The sequence below is a fragment of the Nostoc sp. TCL26-01 genome (assembly GCF_013393945.1).
Classification (GTDB): Bacteria; Cyanobacteriota; Cyanobacteriia; order Cyanobacteriales; family Nostocaceae; genus Trichormus.
In genome coordinates, this window is sequence record NZ_CP040297.1 from 1,411,399 (window position 1) to 1,432,817 (window position 21,419).

The following is a 21,419-nucleotide window of genomic DNA, read 5'->3' on the forward strand; positions in this document are numbered from 1 at the left end:
TCAGAATGACATTTTTATACCTACTGAAACTTTTCTAACACCCTCTTAGTAAAATTCTTCAGAATCCCCCGACTTTTTCGATGAAACAGTCAAAACAATGCGTAATTCGTAGCTACCATTAGTTAGGGCTTGTACCCTCTTTAGAGGATTTTTGAAAAGTCCTTAGTAATGTATCAAATACTTTTAGATCCCCCTAAATCCCCCTTAAAAAGGGGGACTTTGATTCATATTCCCCCTTTTTTAAGGGGAGGCTCAAGGGGATCAATAAGTGCCTAAAATTACAGCCAACTACTTTTCAAACAACCTCTTTAATTACAAATTACGAATTACGAATTATCAAATAGCAAAACCTTCAACTGTCTTAGCTAAACTGTTCACCTACATCTAGGTTGAATAAGACTTGTAGGGTTTGCATACAGCGTCTTCTAGCTTCGACATCTTGCTGTGTTCGCAATTGCACCATAGGATCATGTAAAATTTTATTAACAATTCCTCTTGTCAAAGCCTCAATTACCTCTTGATGCTTATCGCCAAACTCCGAACCTAATCTTGACAAAGCTTTTTCTAATTCTTGTTCGCGGATAGTTTCGATTTTATTCCGCAGACTGCTAATTGTGGAGACAGTTTCTAGACTGCGCCACCAAACATCAAAAGCTTCCACTTCTTCCTCTAAGAGACGTTCAGCTTCTTGCGCCATCTTTCTGCGACTTTCGTAATTTTGAGCAACAACCGCCTTCAAATCATCCACATTGAACGCTTGCACATGAGTTAGCTCATTCACGTCTGTATGGACGTTACGGGGTACGGAAATATCAAATAACATCAGAGGTTGGTTAGGTGCTAAAACCATCTCTAACTTAGTCCGGTCTAGGATTGGTTCAGTTGCAGAGGTGCTAGTAAACACTAGATGACTTTCGGAAATTACTGTCATCATTTCTGAGAGCAAGTGAATGCGGATAGGATGTTCAGCAAAATTGCGAGCTAATTCCTCAGCACGTTCACGAGAGCGATTAACAATACTAATTTGTGTAGCACCCTTAGAAATGAGATGTTGTACCAACAGCCGAGACATTTTACCAGCACCGAGAATGGCTACTCGACAACCAGCTAAATTATCGGCTTTGATTTGTGCCAGTTCCACAGCTGCCGAACTAATGGAAACTGCACCAGTACCAATACTAGTTTCGGTACGCACTCGTTTACCGGCGGTAAGTGCTTGTTTAAATAATCGATTCAAAATTGTTTTTATACCGTTATATTGCTGTCCCAGTTTGTGAGTATTTTTCACCTGAGCCAGAATTTGCCCTTCTCCTAGAACTAAGCTGTCTAATCCCGCCGCCACCCGCATGACGTGCATGATCGCATCTTCATGTAGCAATACAAATAAGTGTTGTCTGAGAGCATGAGCTGGTAATTTGCTATGCTCAGACAGAAACTGAGTCACTTCCCGGACACCATGATCTGTTTCACCAGCCACAATGTAAATTTCTAGACGGTTACAAGTGCTGAGAATAGCGACTTCATCAATGTGGGGATAGCTGGCAAGTTGCGCGATCGCACTTTCTGTTTGTGGTTCTGGAATACTCAGCTTTTCCCGAATTTCGACTGGGGCTGTTTTATGGCTTAACCCCACCACTGCAATATTCATTTCTTATTTGGTGAATTAGTAATGGATTATTAATGATTGGGGGATGGGGATTAGGGATTGGGGAACTCGGGGCCCCCTCTGGGAATAAGGGGTAATGGGGATTGGGGATGGGGAGATTTTGGCAAAATTGTGCCCGTTTTCTCCCTACTTCCCCTAGTTCCTAGTCTCTAGTCCCTAGTCCCTAATTTCTAGTGCAGTTGCACAATCTTGGGTTGCTCGAACATATGAATAGTATCCACAAAACGAGCAGTTTTAGATTGGCTAGAAATAACCAAGCTTTGAGTTCTAGCACCACCATGAAAGAAGCGTACACCTTGCATGAGATTACCAGAGGTGATGCCGCTAGCAGCGAAGAGAACAGTCTCCCCAGATGCTAGTTCATGAGCGTCATAGACCTTATCCGGGTCATTGATGTTCATGGACTTTAAACGATCAAGGTTAGCTTGCTTGCTTTCTCCAATCAAACCTGTTTTCACTACTTCTGGATCGTAGATCAATTGACCTTGGAAGTGTCCACCCAAAGCCCGCATGGCAGCTGCGGAAATTACACCTTCAGGTGCTGCACCAATACCCATAAGTGCGTGGATATTAGTACCAGCGAAACCACAAGATATAGCTGCACCTACGTCACCATCAGAAATCAGCTGCACTCTTGCGCCTGCTTCGCGGATTTCTTTGATTAAATCATTGTGGCGATCGCGTTTCATCACGACTACTACAAGTTCATCAATAGAGCGATCTAGACACTCAGCGAGAATCTTCAGGTTTTCTGTGGCTGATTTGTTAATGTCTACTTTACCTTTAGCGGCTGGAGGTGCTGCTAGTTTCTTCATGTAGAAGTCAGGAGCCGCAAATAAGCCACCTTTTTCTGAAATTGCTAGAACTGCCATTGAACCAGGTTGTCCATAGGCTACCAAGTTTGTACCTTCACAGGGGTCAACAGCGATATCAATTTCCAGTAATTCATCAGGGTTGCAGAAATCTGCTGCATCTGCACGAGTACAGATACCAACTTCTTCCCCGATATACAACATGGGAGCGTCATCACGTTCCCCTTCCCCAATCACAATCCGACCGCGCATATAAATCTTGTTCATACGCTCCCGCATTGCTTCTACTGCTACTTGGTCAGCAGTATTCTTTTCGCCTTTACCCATCCACTTAGCGGATGCGATCGCGGCTTGCTCTACTACCTCAATAATCTCTAATCCAAGTGTATTTTCCACAGAAGCGCCCTCTCAACTGCTTGACTTTCCGTCGTTTTATCTAGCCTTTTCAGTCTTCAAGTCTACCAAAGGGCGGATACCTGTGGAAAATTGTATCTACTGACGTATGTGTTAAGTTTTGCGACTAATGCCGATAATTAGATACCAAAAGACCAATTTTTAGTACTAAAGTACTGTAAAAACAAGACACAAAAAAACATTATTTTCCGGCAAATGCCTAGCTACTCAGAGATTTCCGCAAGATCAACCTCTGGTAGTAACCACAACCTCAACCCCTCTTTTATAATTTTTCCCAACCCCATAAATAATCTGAAAATAATCTCAAAATCTATGTTGAATTTAATCAATAATTTTTTAGGTCGTCATCCAGAAAAAGTTAAAGCCAATGTAGAAATATATACTTGGCAAACTTGTCCATACTGTATTCGTGCCAAAATGTTACTGGCGTGGAAAGGTGTGCAATTCACAGAATACAAAATAGATGGTGATGAAGCAGCCAGAGCCAAAATGGCAGAACGCGCTCATGGACGGCGTACAGTCCCACAAATTTTTATTAATAATCAACATATTGGCGGTTGCGATGACCTGTATGAATTAGATACCAAAGGTCGGCTTGACCCTGTTTTAGAGCAACTAGCGGCTTAAATTCAGTGAACAGTGAACAGTGAACAGTTATCAAGTCTATGGAACCCAAAAGATGAAACTGATAACTGAATTAACTGACATATCTAGCAGTTCAGGTCAGCGATTTCTTTGAGAAGTCGCTGACCTGGTTGCTCATAAATAATTTGAATCTTAAATTCGGGAGCGCAGTGACTTGAATGAAAATCCAGAATATCTCACACACAAAAGATGGATGAGTTACGCATTAGAGCTAGCAAAGATAGCTGGTGATGCAGGGGAAGTGCCGGTTGGGGCAGTGATTATTGATGATAGTGGTAATCTAGTGGCAGAAGGAGAAAATCGTAAAGAGCGCGACCAAGACCCCACAGCTCATGCCGAAATTATCGCACTGAGAACAGCAACGCAAAATTTACAAACTTGGCGATTACATCAGTGTACATTGTATGTAACTTTAGAACCTTGCCCAATGTGTGCTGGTGCGATCGTGCAAGCACGTTTAGGTATGCTTGTCTATGGAGTGGACGATACTAAAACTGGCGCAATCCGTACTGTTATTAATATCCCTGACAGTGCTGCTTCTAATCATCGTCTACAGGTGATTGGAGGCATTCTAGAATCAGCCTGTCGCCAGCATTTGCAGAGCTGGTTTGCTACTCAAAGACTTCAGCAAAAATAACAGACAGAGGTGAAACTGTCCATCTACTATGACACAACTGACAAAAGAATATTTACGGTGTAACTAAGTCAAGATTCCGCTATATTTTACCCGACAATTTGCAGCTACCGTCATGATGGAATTTCTCTGTGCGTCTGATCCTTGCCACATCAAACCAACAAATACTCCGAATAATCCGCAGGTGGCTGTTAGTACTTCACGGGTTTCTCCTTGGTTGAGTCCCTTGGTGTATTTTGTTGGTTACCACTTGCTCTTGCCCTCATTTTTTCGCCACATCCAAGTTACAGGACAAGAAAACATCCCCACAACTGGCCCTGTTATCCTTGCTCCGACCCATCGGGCGCGTTGGGATTCTTTTGTGTTAGCTTATGCAGCCGGTCGTTACGTCACAGGTCGAGACTTAAAATTTATGGTGACGATGACTGAATGCCAAGGCTTACAAGGTTGGTTTGTGCGTCGGATGGGGGGATTTCCTGTTGATACCCTTAACCCAGCTGTGACGGCTCTACGCCACGCTGTAGAAGTGATTCAAAACGGGCAGATGTTAGTTATTTATCCAGAAGGGAATATTTTTCGAGATGGCAAATTACACCCCCTCAAACCCGGAATTGCTCGTCTAGCTTTGAGTGCAGAATCTAGCCACCCAGGACTGGGTGTCAAAATTTTACCCATTAGCATCAACTACAGCCAGCCTCACCCACATTGGGGTACAGATGTGAGTATTCAGATTGGCTCGGCCATCAATGTCCAAGATTACACCAATGGCAAGCTCAAGCAAAACGCCAAACGACTCACAGAGGACTTAACTAGAACACTACAACATTTAAGTAATCCCCAATTAGTAACGAGTCATCGTGCTTTTGCAGAAGTTAGCAATTCTTGAAGGAGGGAGGGAGTGAAGGAGTGCTGAGTAGAGAGTGAGGGAGTCTAACGTTTGAGGCTTTAAAACCTTTATTTTTCGTTGATGTATTATGCTCTTGACTCCCCTTTCCGCGTCGGAGAGCAGGGTGGTTTCATACGAAAAAAGAAAAATACATACATCTTTGTAGTTAACGATCGCACTCTACCTTATACCAATTCACTAAAAATCTGATACAGATCCAAACACAGAAACCCCTGTAAAGTCAGGCTTTCTTAATTTTGAATTTTGAATTTTGAATTGGTATTAGTACATTTTCTGTCTCCAAAGTCAATCATGCTGTCGTTGTTTCCTTCTGTCATTCCCTCACATTCTGGCTTACAGCAATGTTAAGAAAGATCCGGGTAATGGATAGCCTAGTAGGGAAGGGGTTAGGGGTTAGGTTTTTGAGATTTTGATGTTACGCATGATACTTTTCAAACATCCTCTCAAACAACAATCTCATTTCAAGCAAATGTTAATTTCATAAAGGAGTAAAAATTAAATAGAAGATGTTCTCGTAACAATGCCTGACAAATGCAGCTTGTAAATGCAATTGACTTATCGTTTCCTCTGTTGGCTACTGCAACCGCAGCCGCAGACAGTTCCATGGTAGTAGCCGCAGTGCTGCTGAGTTTAGTAGTAGTTTACCTAGCCAGTAAAGTTGGTGGTGAGTTATCTAATCGAGTGGGTTTACCCCCAGTCTTGGGTGAACTCGTAGGTGGTGTCATAGTGGGTATATCTGTCTTGCATCTGCTGGTGTTTCCTGGAGGTGGTGCAGACAGTTCCAGTTCTCTAATTATGGCTTTTCTGCAAACGACTGCTGGTTTGAGTCCAGAAGCAACGCCAGCCGTGTTTGCTGCTCAGTCAGAAGTCGTTTCTGTGTTGGCAGAATTGGGAGTAATTATCCTGCTGTTTGAAATTGGCTTAGAGTCAAACTTAAAAGATTTAATGGCAGTGGGTATTCAAGCCACAGTTGTGGCTTTTGTGGGGGTGACAGTACCCTTTGCATTAGGAACTGTGGGGTTAATGACTTTGTTCGGTGTTGGTGCTGTACCTGCTATTTTTGCAGGAGCCGCTTTAACTGCCACCAGTATCGGCATCACTTCTAAAGTACTCTCAGAATTAGGCAAGCTCAATTCTAAAGAAGGGCAAATTATCCTGGGTGCGGCTGTCATTGACGATGTACTAGGGATTATTGTCTTGGCAGTGGTTGCCAGCCTAGCTAAAGATGGTGCAGTTGATGTGGGTAAAGTTATTTATCTAATTATCAGTGCTAGTGGCTTTCTCTTGGGGGCGATCGTCTTGGGTAACGTGTTCAATAAAACCTTTGTAGCGATCGCTGATATACTCAAAACACGCGGCGGATTGGTAATACCAGCATTTATCTTTGCTTTTGTCATGGCGTACTTCGCTGCTGTAATTCAGTTAGAAGCGATTTTGGGAGCTTTTGCGGCAGGCTTAGTTCTGGAAGAAACAGATAAGCGCAAAGAACTGCAAAGACAAGTCTGCCCTATTGCCGATATGCTAGTGCCTATATTCTTCGTCACTGTAGGCGCAAAAACCGATTTGGGCGTACTCAACCCAGCTATTCCCACCAACCGAGAAGGTTTAATTATGGCAACCTTCCTGATTACCGTAGCCATTTTCGGTAAAGTAATCACAGGTCTGAGTGTCTTTGGTCAATCTCCAATTAATCGTTTAGCAATTGGTGTGGGGATGATTCCCAGGGGTGAGGTGGGATTAGTATTTGCTGGTGTTGGTGCGGCTAGTGGCGCTCTGTCTAAACCATTAGGAGCAGCAATTATCATGATGGTTATTCTGACAACTTTCTTAGCGCCTCCCTTGCTGAGATTCGTGTTCCCAGAATCAGACGACATAGCAACCGATGCCGAACAAATACTCTTAGATGGTTCCACCGGGCAGCCATTAGCAAATAGTGGGAATGTGAATAATAGCTTGGATTCTTGAGATAGGGAAGGGGAGTGATGAGTGCTGTTAGCGGAAGCGGGGCGTTTAGCCCGTGCTGAGTGAGGGAGTGAGGGAGTGAGGGAGTGCTGAGTTTTTTTAGCTCCTCTGCTCCTCTGCTCCCCTCCCCCCTCTTGTCCCCTTCCTTTCCGGGGAAACTTCTGTTGCCAAATCTCCGTCCCCTGAGATTGTCAATTTTATTTTTATCTGATCAAATATTTGTATTGGAAATTTTCAAGTCTTGAATAAATATGGTAAATACTGGTGAAATTAATGTTCTATTTGATGCTTTATTATCAAAATTGTGTGTTCTGATAGCACGTCAACAATCAAGGGCATACTGATATTCTCAGCCATTAAATTGTGTTTTTATACCGAAAAAACAGGATAGAAGGTATTTAAAACTCAAAGTCATACCAATTTGTAGGTTTTTTCATTTTGTAGCTGGCTTCCTGGATAATATCTGGAATTGGTATTTAGGTGGTAAAAGGGTGACAACTTGCCAATTATGTTGAAAGATTGACGGCGCAGATGAATGCGAATCAGGAGAAAAGATTGTGAAATTACACTGGTTACTATCTGGTACTGTTGGAACTGTCGTTTTACTATCATCGCCAGCTTTGGCAACCAGGCTGGATTCTTGGCGCTTTGATGCCAATCAAAATCGGTTAGAGATTAATACTACTGGTGCTGTACAACCCAGAGCGCAACTGATTTTTAACCCCACACGTCTAGTCATAGATTTACCGAACACCACCTTTGGGCGATCGCAACTAACCCAGCCTATAGGTGGTAAAGTTCGTTCTATACGTGTTGGGCAATTTGACCCCCAAACCGCACGCATCGTTGTGGAATTGGCTCCTGGCTACACTCTTGACCCCCAGCAAATCAAATTTGTCGGCATTACCGCTAGCCGTTGGCGGGTGCAGTTACCCACACCCACATCTGAGCAAGCCGAGTCGCCACCAGAAAATGTTTACAATGTAGTCACCATCGACTCTGATAGCAAACCAGAGTTTTCTCAAAACACCGTCAGCGCTACAACCGGGACGACGCAAGTTGAAAGTTTACAAGTCACAGGTGATGGTTTTTTCGTGCGTACCAGTGGCGGCAATCCGCAAATTCAGGTAAATCGCAGCCGCGATCGCAATACTATATTTATGGATATCGCTGGTGCAACTTTATCACCGCGTTTAACACAGCGAAATGTCAATATCAACAGACACGGTGTCAGTCGAGTAGAATTTATCCAGTTACAAACACGCACACCTGCTGTGCGTATGGCGTTGCGTGTAGATAAAAATAGCCCAGACTGGCAAGCCACTAACAGCAGTGCTGGTGGGTTAGTGGTTTTACCTGGCCCTGTTGTCAGATTGCCTGATAACAATAATGATAATGAGAATACTTCTACTGTACCTAGTAGATTACCTACAACCAATTCCCCAGCAACTATTCAGTCTATTGATATTTCTGACAATGGTACGCAATTAGTCATTAGAGCCGACCAAGCTTTATCTGGTAATGGTGCTTGGGACAGAAATACTGGTCTTTACCGCATCACAATTCCTAATGCCAAATTAAACCCCAATGTCACCGGGCCGACTTTAAACGCTAATAGTCCCATCCTCCGAGTACGCCTGCAAAAACAAGAACCTAACACTGTCGTCGTCTTAGTCCAACCAGCCGCCGGAGTGCAAATTGTTTCCCTCACTCCTATCGGCAGTCGATTTTTAGCACTACAGTTACAAGGTTCTCGTCGATTACTAACCACACCTCCTTTACCTCCCATCCAAGGACAATTACCAGATTCCACAAATCCTCGTCCCCAACCCCAACCAGGAACACGGCCGATTCCCAGAGGTAAAGTAGTAGTACTCATCGATCCTGGACATGGTGGTAAAGACCCAGGTGCTATTGGTATCGGTGGAGTCAGAGAAAAAGATATTATTCTCCCCATTAGCACCCGTATTGCCCAAATTTTACAGCAAAATGGCGTGCAGGTAATTATGACTCGCTCTTCTGACTATTTCGTTAGTCTGCCAGGACGAGTACAAATGGCAGAAAAAGTTGGAGCTGATGTATTTGTCAGTATCCATGCTAACTCGGCAGGTGCAGGTCGTCCCGATGTCAGTGGTTTGGAAACCTATTATTACGACAATGGTTTGAGTTTGGCACGGATAGTTCATAGCAACATTCGCCAAAGTCTGAACGTCCGGGATAGAGGAGTTAGACGAGCGAGATTTTATGTCCTGAGAAAAAGTTCTATGCCCTCTATTTTGGTGGAAACAGGATATTTAACTGGTCGAGAAGACGTGGCGAATCTGCAAAGTTCAGCTTATCAGAATAAAATGGCAGAAGCGATCGCTCGTGGTATCCTCCAGTACCTCAGAAGATAATCAGTAGTTAGTTCATCAGTCTGGGAAAGCATCTGCATAATGTACGTTTTTTCTATCTGTATGGTTCTGATTGCCGCTATTGCCAGAGATTTGGCGGTAAATTTTCCCAAATCTCTCTATTTTCAACCTCCACCTTCTGTCTTCATCTCATGGCAAAATCAAAACAGCGTGTTAAGATATTACGCCATTAGTTGTATTTTTATACCAAGGCAAAATTTTATTGCCTAACAGCTAAAGTTGAGCTAAACGGTGACGGTGTGAGGATTTGCCAACATTGGGAATTATTGACGGCTTTCATGAACGCCCATCAGGAGAAAAAATTGTGAAATTACACTGGTTGCTATCCGGTACTGTGGGAACTATCTTCTTACTATCGTCGCCGGCTTTGGCTGCAAGACTCGACTCTTGGCGCTTTGATGCCAATCAAAATCGTTTGGAGATTACTACTAATGGTGCTGTACAACCCAAGGCGCAACTGATTTTTAGCCCAACGCGCCTAGTTATAGATTTGCCAGATACAACCTTTGGGCAACCTCAACTAACCCAACCCATCGGTGGGGCAATTCGGGCTGTGCGTGTGGGACAGTTCGACCCCCAAACTACACGGATCGTTGTTGAACTCACTCCTGGTTACACTCTCGACCCCCAGCAAGTAAAATTTGTTGGTATTAGTCCTAATCGCTGGACAGTACAATTACCTACGCCAACGCTTGAAAAGGTATCTTCCTCAACACAAATTGCCCAGCAGCAAGAAGTACCAACTACACCAATCGATACACCAGACACCTCCTCTATCTTATCTCCTAGAGATGTTTACTCTGTTACACCAACTACTCCAGAACCACCGCTCAACAACATTGCTGCTGTCACGCAAATTGAAAGTTTAAGAGTTACAGGTGATGGATTTTTTATTCGTACCCGTGGTACTACACCTCAGATTCAAGTCAAGCGTACAGACGATAAGCGGGTAATTAATATTAATGTTGCTGGTGCATCGTTATCACCCGATTTAGAAAAAGACATAACCATTAATCGTTATGGTGTCAACCGAATTCAATTTACCCAATTGTCAACAAAACCACAGACTGTACGCATTTCCATGCAGGTGGATAAAAACAGTCCTGACTGGCGGGTAAGTACTAGTAGTGTTGGTGGGTTTATAGTTATCCCTAGTCGGGGAATTGTGACATTACCCAGAGATAATCCTCCTAACAATATTTCTGTCAATACAGATACACTAGCCACGATTCAAGCGGTAGAACTGAATGAGAATAGTACACGATTATTAATTCGTTCTGACCAACCTGTATCAGCTCAAGGTGGTTGGGATAGGTCTTCTGGATTATTCCGTATTATTATTAATAACGCTAAATTATCTTCTAGAGTTACTGGCCCCAATTTAAATGCCAATAGCCCTATCCTCCGAGTCCGGCTACAACCCCAAACCAACAATACAGTAATTGTTTTAGTACAACCCTCGGCTGGTGTACAAATTGGGGAACTAAATCAAGTTAGTAACCAGCTTTTAGCTTTAGAGTTACAAGGTTCTCGGCGATTTATCCCCCCAGTTGGTTTACCACCCCTACCACCAACAAATCGTTCCCAATTGCCAGATATAAATACTCGTAATCCCAGAAACATCTCTCAACCAGTACCGAGAGGTAGATTTTTGGTGGTTATTGACCCTGGACATGGTGGTAAAGACTCTGGCGCACCGGGTCTAGGTGGATTATTAGAAAAAGATGTGGTGTTACCTATTGGTCGAAGAATTGCGGCGATTTTAGAGCAGAATGGTGTGCAAACAGTGCTGACAAGAGATGCTGACTTTTTTGTGGAGTTACAAGGAAGAGTAGATATTGCCGAGAGAGCCAACGCCACTTTGTTTGTCAGCGTTCATGCCAATTCTGTAGACGGCCGTCCCGATGTTAATGGCTTAGAAGTATATTACTACGATAGTGGGTATGCCCTAGCGGAAACAGTCCGCCAAACTATCCTGAGTGAGATTGGTACTCTCAAAGACCGAGGTACACGCAAAGCCAGATTCTACGTCCTCAGAAAAAGTTCTATGCCGTCGATTTTGGTAGAAACTGGTTATATGACTGGTAGGGAAGATAATCCCAGGTTAGGCTCACCAGAATATCAAAACCGTATGGCAGAGGCGATCGCTCGTGGTATCCTGCAATATTTAAAGATACGGTAAAAATTTCATCAAGTTAACAATTTAGTTAAAATTATTCACTAAAGAGGTGGTAATTAAACTGCGTGTAGATGCAAAATTTAGTAGTCAATTAGCAAATTGTCTGCTAAATTCTGTATTTTAAGTTAAAAATATCAATCAATACTTGCCTGTGTATTCATCTTCCAGCTTTCAAGGTAATCTGTACGGTTTCTCAAATCAAGAACCTCAACGCGCCCCCATTGGGGTGTTTGACAGTGGTGTGGGTGGGTTAACGGTATTACGCCAACTCTATCGGCAATTGCCCCATGAGTCTATGGTTTATTTTGGTGATACAGCTAGACTCCCTTATGGCATCCGTTCCCAAGCAGAAATTTTACAATTTGTTCGGGATATCCTCGACTGGATGCAACACCAACACGTCAAAATGGTGATTATGGCTTGCAATACCAGTTCTGCGCTGGCTTTAGATATTGTTCGCCAAGAATATGATATTCCTATTCTCGGCGTGATCCTGCCTGGGGCTAAGGCAGCTGTGCAGCAGGGTAAACGAATTGGTGTGATTGCTACTCCAGCTACAGCTAAAAGTAACGCTTATCGCCAAGCCATTCAGGAAATAGACCCTAATGTAGAAGTTTGGCAAGTTGGTTGTCCAGAATTTGTCCCACTCATTGAACAAAATCGCATTCAAGACCCGTACACTACAGAAGTAGCTAGAGGTTATCTAGAACCTCTACTTCAGCAAGATATTGACACCCTAGTTTATGGCTGCACTCATTATCCTCTGTTAGCGCCCGTAGTGCGATCGCTCCTCCCACCCCAAGTCAAAATTATAGACCCTGCGGTTCACGTCACCACAGCTTGCGCTCAAGAGCTAGACTTACTCGGCTTAAGCAACACCCATCCACCACTCCCCACACGCTTTGCTGTTAGCGGTTGTCCCCAACAATTCGCTCAATCAGCCGTACAGTGGCTAGGTTGTACACCACTAGTTGAAGCTGTGGATTTCGGTCTACCAGTCTCCCAACTCCAATAAGATTTTGCGTAGTTTGTCAACAGTCAAAGGTCAACAGTCTCATAACTAATGACCAATGACTAATGACTATTGACTATTGACTATCTCACTAATTGTGGGAGTAACAGACAATTCTGGCTGACTATTATTTGTAGTCATCACCGACAGATTTTTCATACTAGATTTTTTTCCGGTTCGCTTGGCTAACCCTAGTAATAGATAAACTGTGAATAAGTATCCAGCAGCCAGAATAAAAATCATCATAGGCATATTCCCGTATATCATTTCTCCACCAGCACTTTTTCAAATACATAATTAAGTTGCATAAATTTAGCCAAACTCCAACCAACCAAATACATCTTGGTGGTCATGTTTTGCTGTGACAAACTGTCCCGTAAAGGTTTAATTTTTTCTGCCTTACGGATGACTTATTTAGTTGATTTTTTGCAGACTATACATCCGACAGCATTCTAATCACTCGAAAGTGATCAGAAGTGCGCTCATCAGCAGCCTACCTAGTCCGCTAGATTTTTCTTGACATCTTTAGATGAGAAGCAATGCTTACGCTCAACATAAGCCCAAAACTTGCAGCAATTTCCCCCATGAGAATTACCTGCTCTCACTAAAGATTTTCACATAACAACACTCAGAAGCCAAAAAACACTTTTTTGATTCTGGGCTTGACTATGCAATATTTGTGACTCACGACACTATCGAGTAAAACCACTCGAAAAGTGATTTACTGCTGTGGAGTGAATAACTGAAAAATTTAAAATCCCTACATTTTAGCGTAACACAACAACTCTAACTTTGAAGCTAACTTTGAGGCTAAATTGCAAATTTTCTAGATGGTTCCACATAGATTAGGAGAACTGAATCTTAACCTAAAAATAACTAATTTTGTCTGAGTAACAATCGTGCCAAAGGATGTATATCGCGGGTTGTATTCAAGGCCACTCAAGATGTGCATCATTCAACCCAAATTTTCCAAGGAAACAACATATGCAGAAAGAAGAAAGTGTTTCCGTTAAAAAGTAGTAAGTATAATTAATGACGTACAAATATATTGTACGTAAAATACTGAAGCAACTTGAGCTAAACAGATACTCATAAGTAGCTCCGAGAGAGTGTGGAGTGCTGAGTGAGGGAGTGAGAGAGTGAGGGAGTGAGGGAGTGAGGGAGTACTAAGTGGAAGTCGGAAGGTGCTGACTAATGACTAATGACCATTGACTAATGACCATTGACTAATGACTAATGACTAATGACTATTGACCATTGACTATTGACTATTGACTAAAATGAGAATCTCTCAAGCAAAATCTTGCACTGTCACAGGGTTATCTTAAAATGAGTATAGGATATGTAAACTTTCGTAACCTAAGTCAGAGTCCGCCCATCCATGACCCCAGCCACCTCCCTGTTTACCCCTGTGGAAGCAGACCTGCGAATACTAGCAGATAACCTGAAACAGCTAGTTGGAAATCGCCACCCCATTTTGTTTGCAGCAGCCGAGCATCTATTCGGAGCTGGGGGAAAGCGTATTAGACCAGCGATCGTGCTGCTGATATCACGCGCGACAATGTTAGAGCAAGACATTACCTCTCGTCATCGCCGCCTAGCCGAAATTACAGAAATGATTCACACGGCCAGCTTAGTGCATGACGATGTAGTAGACGAATCAGAAGTGCGGCGGGGTGTCCCCACCGTTCACAGTTTGTTTGGCAATCGAATTGCCATATTAGCGGGAGATTTTTTGTTTGCCCAATCTTCCTGGTATTTAGCCAATTTAAATAACTTGGAGGTGGTAAAACTGCTCTCAGAAGTCATTATGGATTTAGCCACTGGGGAGATTCAACAGGGGCTGAATCGGTTTGATGCGGGTATTTCCATCGAGACGTATCTCGACAAGAGCTATTATAAAACGGCCTCATTAATTGCTAACAGTTCTAAAGCTGCTGGTTTATTGAGCGAAGTTTCTCCAGAAATGGCTGAACATTTGTATGGCTATGGTCGTCATTTGGGTATAGCCTTTCAGATTGTCGATGACATTTTAGATTTCACCAGCACGACAGACACTCTGGGTAAACCAGCTGGATCTGATCTCAAAAGTGGTAATCTGACTGCACCAGTGCTATTCGCTTTAGCGGAGAACCCATATTTAGAGGTGCTAATTGAAAGAGAATTTGCTCAAGAAGGGGATTTAGAGCAAGCGCTGGAATTGATTCAAGATAGTCAAGGCATACAAAAGGCGCGAGAGTTAGCTGCTGACCATACAAAGTCAGCGATTGAACATCTAGCTAATTTACCATCCTCAGAATCTCATCAAGCGCTGATCAACATAGCTGAATACACACTGAGCAGATTATATTAGTCAATTTTAAAATTTTTGATTTTAAATTTGAGATTTTTGACAGAGAAAATTTTGGATGTGGGGGTGTATTGAAAAACTCCTACATCCAAAATTGTTTCTAAGCAATATCTGGGGGTATGGGTTTAGGCGATCGCATCTGTTGTAACTGTTGCTGTATGAGTTTTTGGAAATCAGTCCGCAATAATTCAAAGGTGTGGGTGGTCTGACCCGGCGTTTCCAAAAAGATGATGCTATCTACGGGTTCTAATGCTACCAATTGGAACAAAATATGGGTCACTGGGGTGATGTTAGGGCTAATTTGAGGGTCTAGCCCAGCAGTGGAAATTAGGGTGACATCCTGTATGGTAGGGAAAGCGTAGATAACACGCTTTTCGATTCCTGGGTTTGCTCGATTGCTCAAGGTAGTTAGCACCCAGCTACCCTCCGCATTTTGGAGAATGTAGTACTGGGAATGACGTAATTTTTGAGCGATCGCCACAAGCGTAGGAGCAATTGCTGATACAAGATTTGGTGTTACGCCATCGTCGGGTGCATTGTTAATCAGTGATTGTATTTGTGCTTTTAAATCCATATGACTTGTCAACGGCTCCTGGGTAATGGCAACAACATTCATTGCAATGTGATCTATTCCATGAGAGTTGGGAATAATAAAATTAGCCACATCTTGAACAAGATGATTGGCACACGTTTAGCTTATCCGCAAAACGTCAAAAGCCAATACCCAAAGTCGTCACAGGTTTTATTTAACTTTATGTTAGGGTCTTTTGATAACCGAGACTATGAATTCAGCCGCAACAGCAACTATTCCAACCGCAAATATTCTGGGAGAAATTTCTATTGGTGTGGAGGGAATCTTCCAACTGGTTTACAAGGAACTAAAGCAGTTTACCAAAGCTTCCGAGCAGAATTGTCATGATGTAGCAAATCGTATCACTACTGAAGTATACCGAATTTGCCACGAAAGTAAACGGATTCAAGCTTCTGGTGCTGTAGAAAGTTCAGCCATGACTCTAGCCAAGCACCGGCTACAACAATGTCTGAGATATTATCAGTTAGGTTCCAACCGAGGCAGGGTAGAATTACACAGCACCCTCAGCGCCATTATTTATCGTTACATTAATCCCCCCCAGCGCCAACTGAGTTATCAAGGGCGACTGACTATCATAGAAGATTTCCTACAAAGTTTTTATTTAGAAGCTTTAAACGCTTTTCGTCGAGAAAATCAACTTGGCCCTACTTACCGTCCCCAAACTCTTTTAGAGTTGGCAGAGTATATGGCATTCACCGAACGCTATGGTAAGCGGCGGATTCCTTTACCTGGACGACAGCAGCAGTTGATCATCCTGAGAGCGCAAACTTTTTCCCAACAGCAACCTCCAGAAACCAACGTCGATATCGAACAAGCCGCCGAAGGTAGTTCCAATGAATCTGATGGTTCGTGGGAAGAACCAGCAGTTCAGCAACTGCGATCAGCAATGGCTACTCAAGCAGAACCCGAACCAGAAGAAGATACATTACGCTCCGTCGTGATTACGGAATTAATGGATTATTTGGAGCAAAAACAACAATCTGACTGTGCTGATTATTTTTCTCTGCGTCTTCAGGATATGTCAGCGCAAGAAATTGAAAATGTTTTAGGTTTAACTCCACGTCAGCGAGATTACTTACAACAACGCTTCAAGTATCATTTGATTCGGTTCGCTTTATTACATCGCTGGGAATTAGTACATGAGTGGCTCGAAGCTTCCTTGCATACTAATTTGGGCTTGACTCCCCAACAGTGGGATGCTTATACAGCACAGCTTGACGATAAACAAAGGTCTTTGCTAGACCTGAAACAACAAGGACAATCTGACGATAAAATAGCTAAAACTTTAGGGTTGTCAATGGCACAACTACAGAAACGGTGGTTTAAGATTTTGGAACAAGCTTGGGAAATTCGTAATTCCCTAGTGTCCGGATCTAGTGCATCTACTCATGAATAGTAACTCAGAATCCTTACAACCCTACTCCATCGGTTTGTTGGCAAATCTTGTCAACAAATACGAAAATGAGATAAAAGATTGTCAGGATGTTGCCGAGGGAGATACCCTTCTCAAATTAAGTTGCTACTTAAAAAAGTGGTGAGTTGACATCGAGAAGGTAGCCCCAAACCTTTTTATTAGGAGAAATTCCTACTGTGCAAGAACGATTTCAAGCTGTCCTCAAGCGTCGGCTACAAATTCACATCGAAAACCACCCACCCTTGTTTCCCTGGGAAAACCAAATTGTCGAATACCCAGATTATATTGAAGAGCCATCATTGACATTGGTTCCTAACTGGGGATGGTTAGCCCAGCAATCTAAGCTGAATCTACCTGTCACCTTACCGGAAAAAGTTTTTCGGGAATTGTTAGAAAGATGTCAACAAATGGTCACATCTTCACTACCTTTGGGTGCAAAATTAGTTCAGGTAGTGGAGAATTTATTCCCCAGTGAATCACAAGCAATTAATGATATAGCTGGTTTAGTACTGAGAAGCACCTATCGGTCGGCAGATACTGTGGAAGCAATCCCCAGTATTGAGAGCGATTACTTAGATTTAGGTTCTCGTCAGCAAATGGCATTGTCCTTGCTGGCGGCTAAACAATTGCTAGACAATCTCACATTACCAGTGTCACCAACTAATCCCGTGGTAGAAAGACTCTGGTTAACTAGCGTCGGTGCTTTAACTTTGCGGGTAGAATACTATTCCCAAGGTGATGTAACACAGTTAGTTGTCCACAGTGATTTACCAACTCCAGGAATTTTGACATTACAAGGGAATGGTACTCTAGCAATGGCTCAGTCAACCAGTCCTGGGGCTTTGAGTGTAGAGTTATGCTGCAAACAACTCCAACCCACTTATACATTAGAGGTTGATTGTCCTGAACTCGATCAGCCACCGTTGGTATTTGTGATTAATCCGACAATTTAGCTGAAATTGCCAACGTTAGCACACTAAGTATGTAAAAGGGGCTAGAGGCGAGATTTTTAGTCAAGACTCAGCACTCATGACTTTTTTAAGACATTTCCAGCTAATTTTTCTCAATCAAGGGTCATTAGGGCTTCTACGATAACCCGCAACGAGAATGAAAATTTACGACTTACCTTATACTCCCAAAGGCCACTTTCGGGGAGTTCCTGTTTTCTGAGAGGAACTTCCCGAAAGTTTGTCTCTATCAGCATCTACTTTATTTCTTCTCAGACAACAATAGAAATGTTTAAATTAACCAGGATGAATCTGTTGTCGCGTCTACCTGTGGGTTTAGATTGGCGACAAAATACCCAGGGGTCGTTGTTAACAGAAGTAGAAGATTCAATTTCCTTGCGGGTACTAGTGCTAGCGTTGGTAATTACGGGAATTGTGGCGATGGATATTGCCTCTGGGACTACATTTAGTCTCTGGGCAATTCCATTAAGTTTCCTGGGTTTTGGCTGGAGTTATTACCATCGTCGCCAAGCTAATATTCCCATCAAGTTTTGTATCGCTATCGGGATGTTAATCGGACTGGGGGCTTTTTTTGGACGATTAATTGGTGAGTTGAATGATACTAGGTTGGCTTTAGCGGAGTTACTAATTCAATTGCAAATACTCCACAGTTTTGATGTCCCACGTCGGAAAGATTTGGGATATTCAATTGTGATTGGGTTAATTTTATTGGGTGTGGCAGCAACATTGAGTCAGACTTTGGCGTTTGCACCTGTATTATTATTATTTTTAGCGATCGCTCTCCCTACTTTGGTAATCAATTATCGTTCTCAATTAGGTCTAGGAAAGTCAACAGTCAACAGTCAACAGTCAAAAGCGTTTAAATTATCTTCTGGTTTCTCTTTCTATTTTGTACTGTTTAGTGTAGTTGTCGGTTTAGGACTGGTGGTTTTTGCTTTTTTACCCCGGTTTCCTGGTTATCAATTGCGGACATTTCCTGTGAGTGCGCCCATTGAGGTGAAAAACGGTTTTACTAGTCGCAGTATTATTAATCCTGGTTATGTGCGTCAGGGTAATGCTGATAATCAAGGTAATGGTCAGGGTAATAGTAGCAATCAAAATCAAAATGGTCAGCCGGGAAAGGTAGATAGCGGCTTTTATTACGGCTTCAATAGTAAGATGAACCAAAACCTACGGGGAGAGATGAAACCCCAGGTGGTGATGCGGGTGCGATCGCAAGTTGAGGGTTTTTGGCGCGTATTAGCCTTTGATCGTTACACGGGTAAGGGTTGGGAAATTTCCCGCAATGAAGATGTGAGAACTGTTAAGCGATCGCCTTGGTCTTATCAAATTTATCTCTCACCACCACCAATAGCTACAAAAACCAAGGAAGTGGTGCAGACTTACACTGTAGTATCGGAATTGCCTAACCTAATTCCGGCTATGTCTTACCCCAAGGAAATTTTCTTTCCCACACCAATGATTGCGGTAGACAAAGAAGATGGGTTACGCGCACCTGTAGGTTTATCAGAAGATTTGACTTATACCGTTATTTCTGAGGTTCCATACCGCGATCGCACTTTACTGGGAACAGCTTCTAATAATTATCCCCTAGGTATTAAGAGTCATTATTTGCAAGTTCCTACAGAAATTGCGCCAAAAGTCAAGCAATTGACTGAAGAAATTTTAGCTAACTATAATCAACAACTGGTATGGAAGTCGCAAAAAACTCTCAATTCTAACTATGAAAAAGCGTTGTATTTAGCTCAATACCTGAAACAACACTATTCCATCCCCCAAAATCCTTTTGAGTTTCCTTATTTGGATGAAAAGGAAGATTTGGTAGATGCTTTTTTATTCAAGCATAAAGGTGGCTATCCAGACCATTTCTCGACAGTTCTTACCGTCATGCTGCGTTCTGTTGGTATCCCAGCCCGGTTAGTAGCAGGGTTTGGTGCGGGAGAATTTAACCCATTCACAGGAATGTATGTTGTGCGTAACACGGACGCTTACGCCATGACGGAAGTATATTTCCCTAAATATGGATGGTTTGCTTTTGACCCCATTCCCAATCATCCTCTAATTCCACCTTCAGTAGAAGACGTACAGACTTTTAGTGTGTTGCGACAATTTTGGCAATGGGTGGCTGGGTGGCTACCTTCCCCAGTGACGGGTTTTCTCAACAATATTTTTGGGACATTATTTAGTTGGATTAGTAAAGCGATCGCTTGGTTTTTGGCTTTATTTACTCAAGGTTGGTTTGGTGTATTCACTGGTTTAACTTTGTCCACAACTATCGCTTTTTTTGGTTGGCTAGGTTGGACACAGTGGAAAATTTGGCGTAACCGTCGTTGGTTAGGTAAACTGCCACCAATGGAAAGCCTCTATCAACAAATGCTGCAATGGACAGCTAAACAAGGTTTAGGTAAACATCCAGCACAGACACCTTTTGAGTATGCAAGTGTCTCTTATCAGCATCATGCCCCAGCTACTGCTCAAGTAATAGATGAAATTTGCCAAGCCTATGTGAGTTGGCGTTATGGTGGTCAGAAGCCTAATTTAAATCAACTAAGACAAAGATGGCAGGAAATGAAAAAGAAGACTGGCGTAATTCGTAATTCGTAATTACTTTTTTACAAGAGTTGATCATAGTCCATTGCTGTCGCTTTTCCTTCGGCAATTTCTTGTTTAGCTCGTTTAGCGGCAGCAATCAATTGTGATTGGGTTTGTTGAAATGAACTATTCCATTTAATCTCATCTTGCAATTCATCAACGTATTCTCGCAGATGATCTACAATGCGTTCCTGTACATCGATTGGCAAAGACTCCATCATTCTAATTACGGTCGTGATGGCTGTTGATGACATAGTATATAGCTCTTATCCATTCTCTATTTTTAAATTAACATTAATCCCAGTTCGTTTTTTCAATAATATTTCTGGCACATTTTACTCCGTACGCCCCATCGCCGTGCTGGGCTGCTGGCGCTGGGCAATCTGAATCAATAATCGCAATGCTTCATTTACTGCTGCATCATTAGGGAAAGCTTGGGCAACATCGGGATCTAGAAGTACTAAGTTTGTTCCTGTGCGATATCTCTCAACATATTTGCCCCTAACACCTCCCTGCATTTGAGCAAAGTCATACTCTGTACTTAATTCATCTTCCATTTCGTTCTCAACTTCCTTCTTCATAAAACTTCCTCTCTTGTCGGGTTGTTTTTCTGGCACTGATGATTCGTACCTTTTCTTCTCTGTCAGTATGTGCAACAACTAAAAGTTGTCCAAACTGAGATACACCAATGATAACGTAGCGGTTTTCCTCGATGGAATGAGCAGGATCAGGGAAAGTTACAGATAGAGGATCATTAAATACGGTTGCAGCTTCTTGAAAGGAAATACCGTGCTTATCAAGGTTTAATATCGCTTTGTCCGTGTTCCATTCAAATTCCATATGTAACTTTATCCAACT

General features: G+C 42.6%; 18 protein-coding genes. 11 read left to right on the plus strand and 7 right to left on the minus strand.

The features are described 5' to 3' along the window. Window positions 1-361 precede the first annotated feature (361 nt). Entirely contained in the window at window positions 362-1,648 is a 1,287-nt protein-coding gene (locus FD725_RS06030) for a glutamyl-tRNA reductase (protein WP_179047286.1), read from the minus strand. 188 nt (window positions 1,649-1,836) lie between these two features. Beyond that, window positions 1,837-2,874: a class II fructose-bisphosphatase gene (gene glpX, locus FD725_RS06035; protein WP_179047287.1), complete on the minus strand. Its 1,038-nt coding sequence runs from the start codon at window positions 2,872-2,874 to the stop codon at window positions 1,837-1,839. A 330-nt stretch (window positions 2,875-3,204) separates the two neighbouring features. On the opposite strand from glpX, the gene grxC reads away from it, so the two are divergent. The 7 genes from grxC (at window position 3,205) to murI (ending at window position 12,648) form a co-directional block, all read left to right on the plus strand. Further along, window positions 3,205-3,519 carry a glutaredoxin 3 gene (gene grxC, locus FD725_RS06040; RefSeq protein WP_179047288.1) on the plus strand — a complete coding sequence of 105 codons (315 nt, stop codon included), beginning with the start codon at window positions 3,205-3,207 and terminating at the stop codon, window positions 3,517-3,519. Between the two features lie 211 nt (window positions 3,520-3,730). Further along, window positions 3,731-4,174, plus strand: a complete 444-nt coding sequence (tadA, locus tag FD725_RS06045; RefSeq protein WP_179051441.1) for a tRNA adenosine(34) deaminase TadA — start codon at window positions 3,731-3,733, stop codon at window positions 4,172-4,174. Window positions 4,175-4,286: 112 nt separating this feature from the next. Then, window positions 4,287-5,057 (plus strand): 1-acyl-sn-glycerol-3-phosphate acyltransferase, encoded by a 771-nt coding sequence (locus FD725_RS06050; RefSeq protein ID WP_179047289.1) that lies wholly within the window; start codon window positions 4,287-4,289, stop codon window positions 5,055-5,057. Between the two features lie 552 nt (window positions 5,058-5,609). Next, window positions 5,610-7,043, plus strand: coding sequence for a cation:proton antiporter (locus FD725_RS06055; RefSeq protein WP_179047290.1), 1,434 nt, complete (start codon window positions 5,610-5,612; stop codon window positions 7,041-7,043). A gap of 554 nt (window positions 7,044-7,597) precedes the next feature. Next, window positions 7,598-9,436, plus strand: coding sequence for an N-acetylmuramoyl-L-alanine amidase (locus FD725_RS06060; RefSeq protein WP_179047291.1), 1,839 nt, complete (start codon window positions 7,598-7,600; stop codon window positions 9,434-9,436). 322 nt (window positions 9,437-9,758) lie between these two features. Beyond that, window positions 9,759-11,636 (plus strand): N-acetylmuramoyl-L-alanine amidase, encoded by a 1,878-nt coding sequence (locus FD725_RS06065; protein WP_179047292.1) that lies wholly within the window; start codon window positions 9,759-9,761, stop codon window positions 11,634-11,636. Window positions 11,637-11,784: 148 nt separating this feature from the next. Continuing rightward, a complete protein-coding gene (gene murI, locus FD725_RS06070; RefSeq protein WP_179047293.1) occupies window positions 11,785-12,648 on the plus strand; it encodes a glutamate racemase in 864 nt (287 codons plus the stop codon). A gap of 66 nt (window positions 12,649-12,714) precedes the next feature. Here murI and FD725_RS06075 read toward each other — a convergent pair whose 3' ends face one another. Then, window positions 12,715-12,912: a hypothetical protein gene (locus FD725_RS06075; protein WP_179047294.1), complete on the minus strand. Its 198-nt coding sequence runs from the start codon at window positions 12,910-12,912 to the stop codon at window positions 12,715-12,717. A 1,114-nt stretch (window positions 12,913-14,026) separates the two neighbouring features. On the opposite strand from FD725_RS06075, the gene sds reads away from it, so the two are divergent. Continuing rightward, window positions 14,027-14,998 (plus strand): solanesyl diphosphate synthase, encoded by a 972-nt coding sequence (sds, locus tag FD725_RS06080; RefSeq protein ID WP_179047295.1) that lies wholly within the window; start codon window positions 14,027-14,029, stop codon window positions 14,996-14,998. A gap of 97 nt (window positions 14,999-15,095) precedes the next feature. On the opposite strand, the gene FD725_RS06085 is transcribed toward sds, so the two are convergent. Continuing rightward, a complete protein-coding gene (locus tag FD725_RS06085; RefSeq protein WP_179051442.1) occupies window positions 15,096-15,569 on the minus strand; it encodes a hypothetical protein in 474 nt (157 codons plus the stop codon). 208 nt (window positions 15,570-15,777) lie between these two features. Here FD725_RS06085 and hetZ point away from each other — a divergent pair, with 208 nt between their 5' ends. The 3 genes from hetZ (at window position 15,778) to FD725_RS06100 (ending at window position 20,573) form a co-directional block, all read left to right on the plus strand. Then, complete coding sequence (gene hetZ, locus FD725_RS06090; protein WP_179047296.1) at window positions 15,778-16,983, plus strand: heterocyst differentiation protein HetZ; 1,206 nt, start codon at window positions 15,778-15,780, stop codon at window positions 16,981-16,983. A gap of 194 nt (window positions 16,984-17,177) precedes the next feature. Further along, window positions 17,178-17,954: a PatU gene (locus tag FD725_RS06095; RefSeq protein ID WP_179047297.1), complete on the plus strand. Its 777-nt coding sequence runs from the start codon at window positions 17,178-17,180 to the stop codon at window positions 17,952-17,954. A 282-nt stretch (window positions 17,955-18,236) separates the two neighbouring features. Further along, window positions 18,237-20,573 carry a DUF3488 and DUF4129 domain-containing transglutaminase family protein gene (locus tag FD725_RS06100; RefSeq protein WP_256871860.1) on the plus strand — a complete coding sequence of 779 codons (2,337 nt, stop codon included), beginning with the start codon at window positions 18,237-18,239 and terminating at the stop codon, window positions 20,571-20,573. A gap of 8 nt (window positions 20,574-20,581) precedes the next feature. Here FD725_RS06100 and FD725_RS06105 read toward each other — a convergent pair whose 3' ends face one another. From FD725_RS06105 to FD725_RS06115, 3 genes are all read right to left on the minus strand, one after another. Next, entirely contained in the window at window positions 20,582-20,815 is a 234-nt protein-coding gene (locus FD725_RS06105) for a hypothetical protein (RefSeq protein ID WP_179047298.1), read from the minus strand. Between the two features lie 81 nt (window positions 20,816-20,896). After that, window positions 20,897-21,142, minus strand: coding sequence for a hypothetical protein (locus FD725_RS06110; protein WP_179047299.1), 246 nt, complete (start codon window positions 21,140-21,142; stop codon window positions 20,897-20,899). Next, the gene (locus FD725_RS06115) at window positions 21,126-21,401 is read right to left on the minus strand and encodes a BrnT family toxin (protein ID WP_179047300.1); all 276 of its coding nucleotides are present in this window, start codon (window positions 21,399-21,401) and stop codon (window positions 21,126-21,128) included. The genes FD725_RS06110 and FD725_RS06115 overlap by 17 nt, the downstream gene beginning before the upstream one ends. Window positions 21,402-21,419 lie beyond the last annotated feature (18 nt).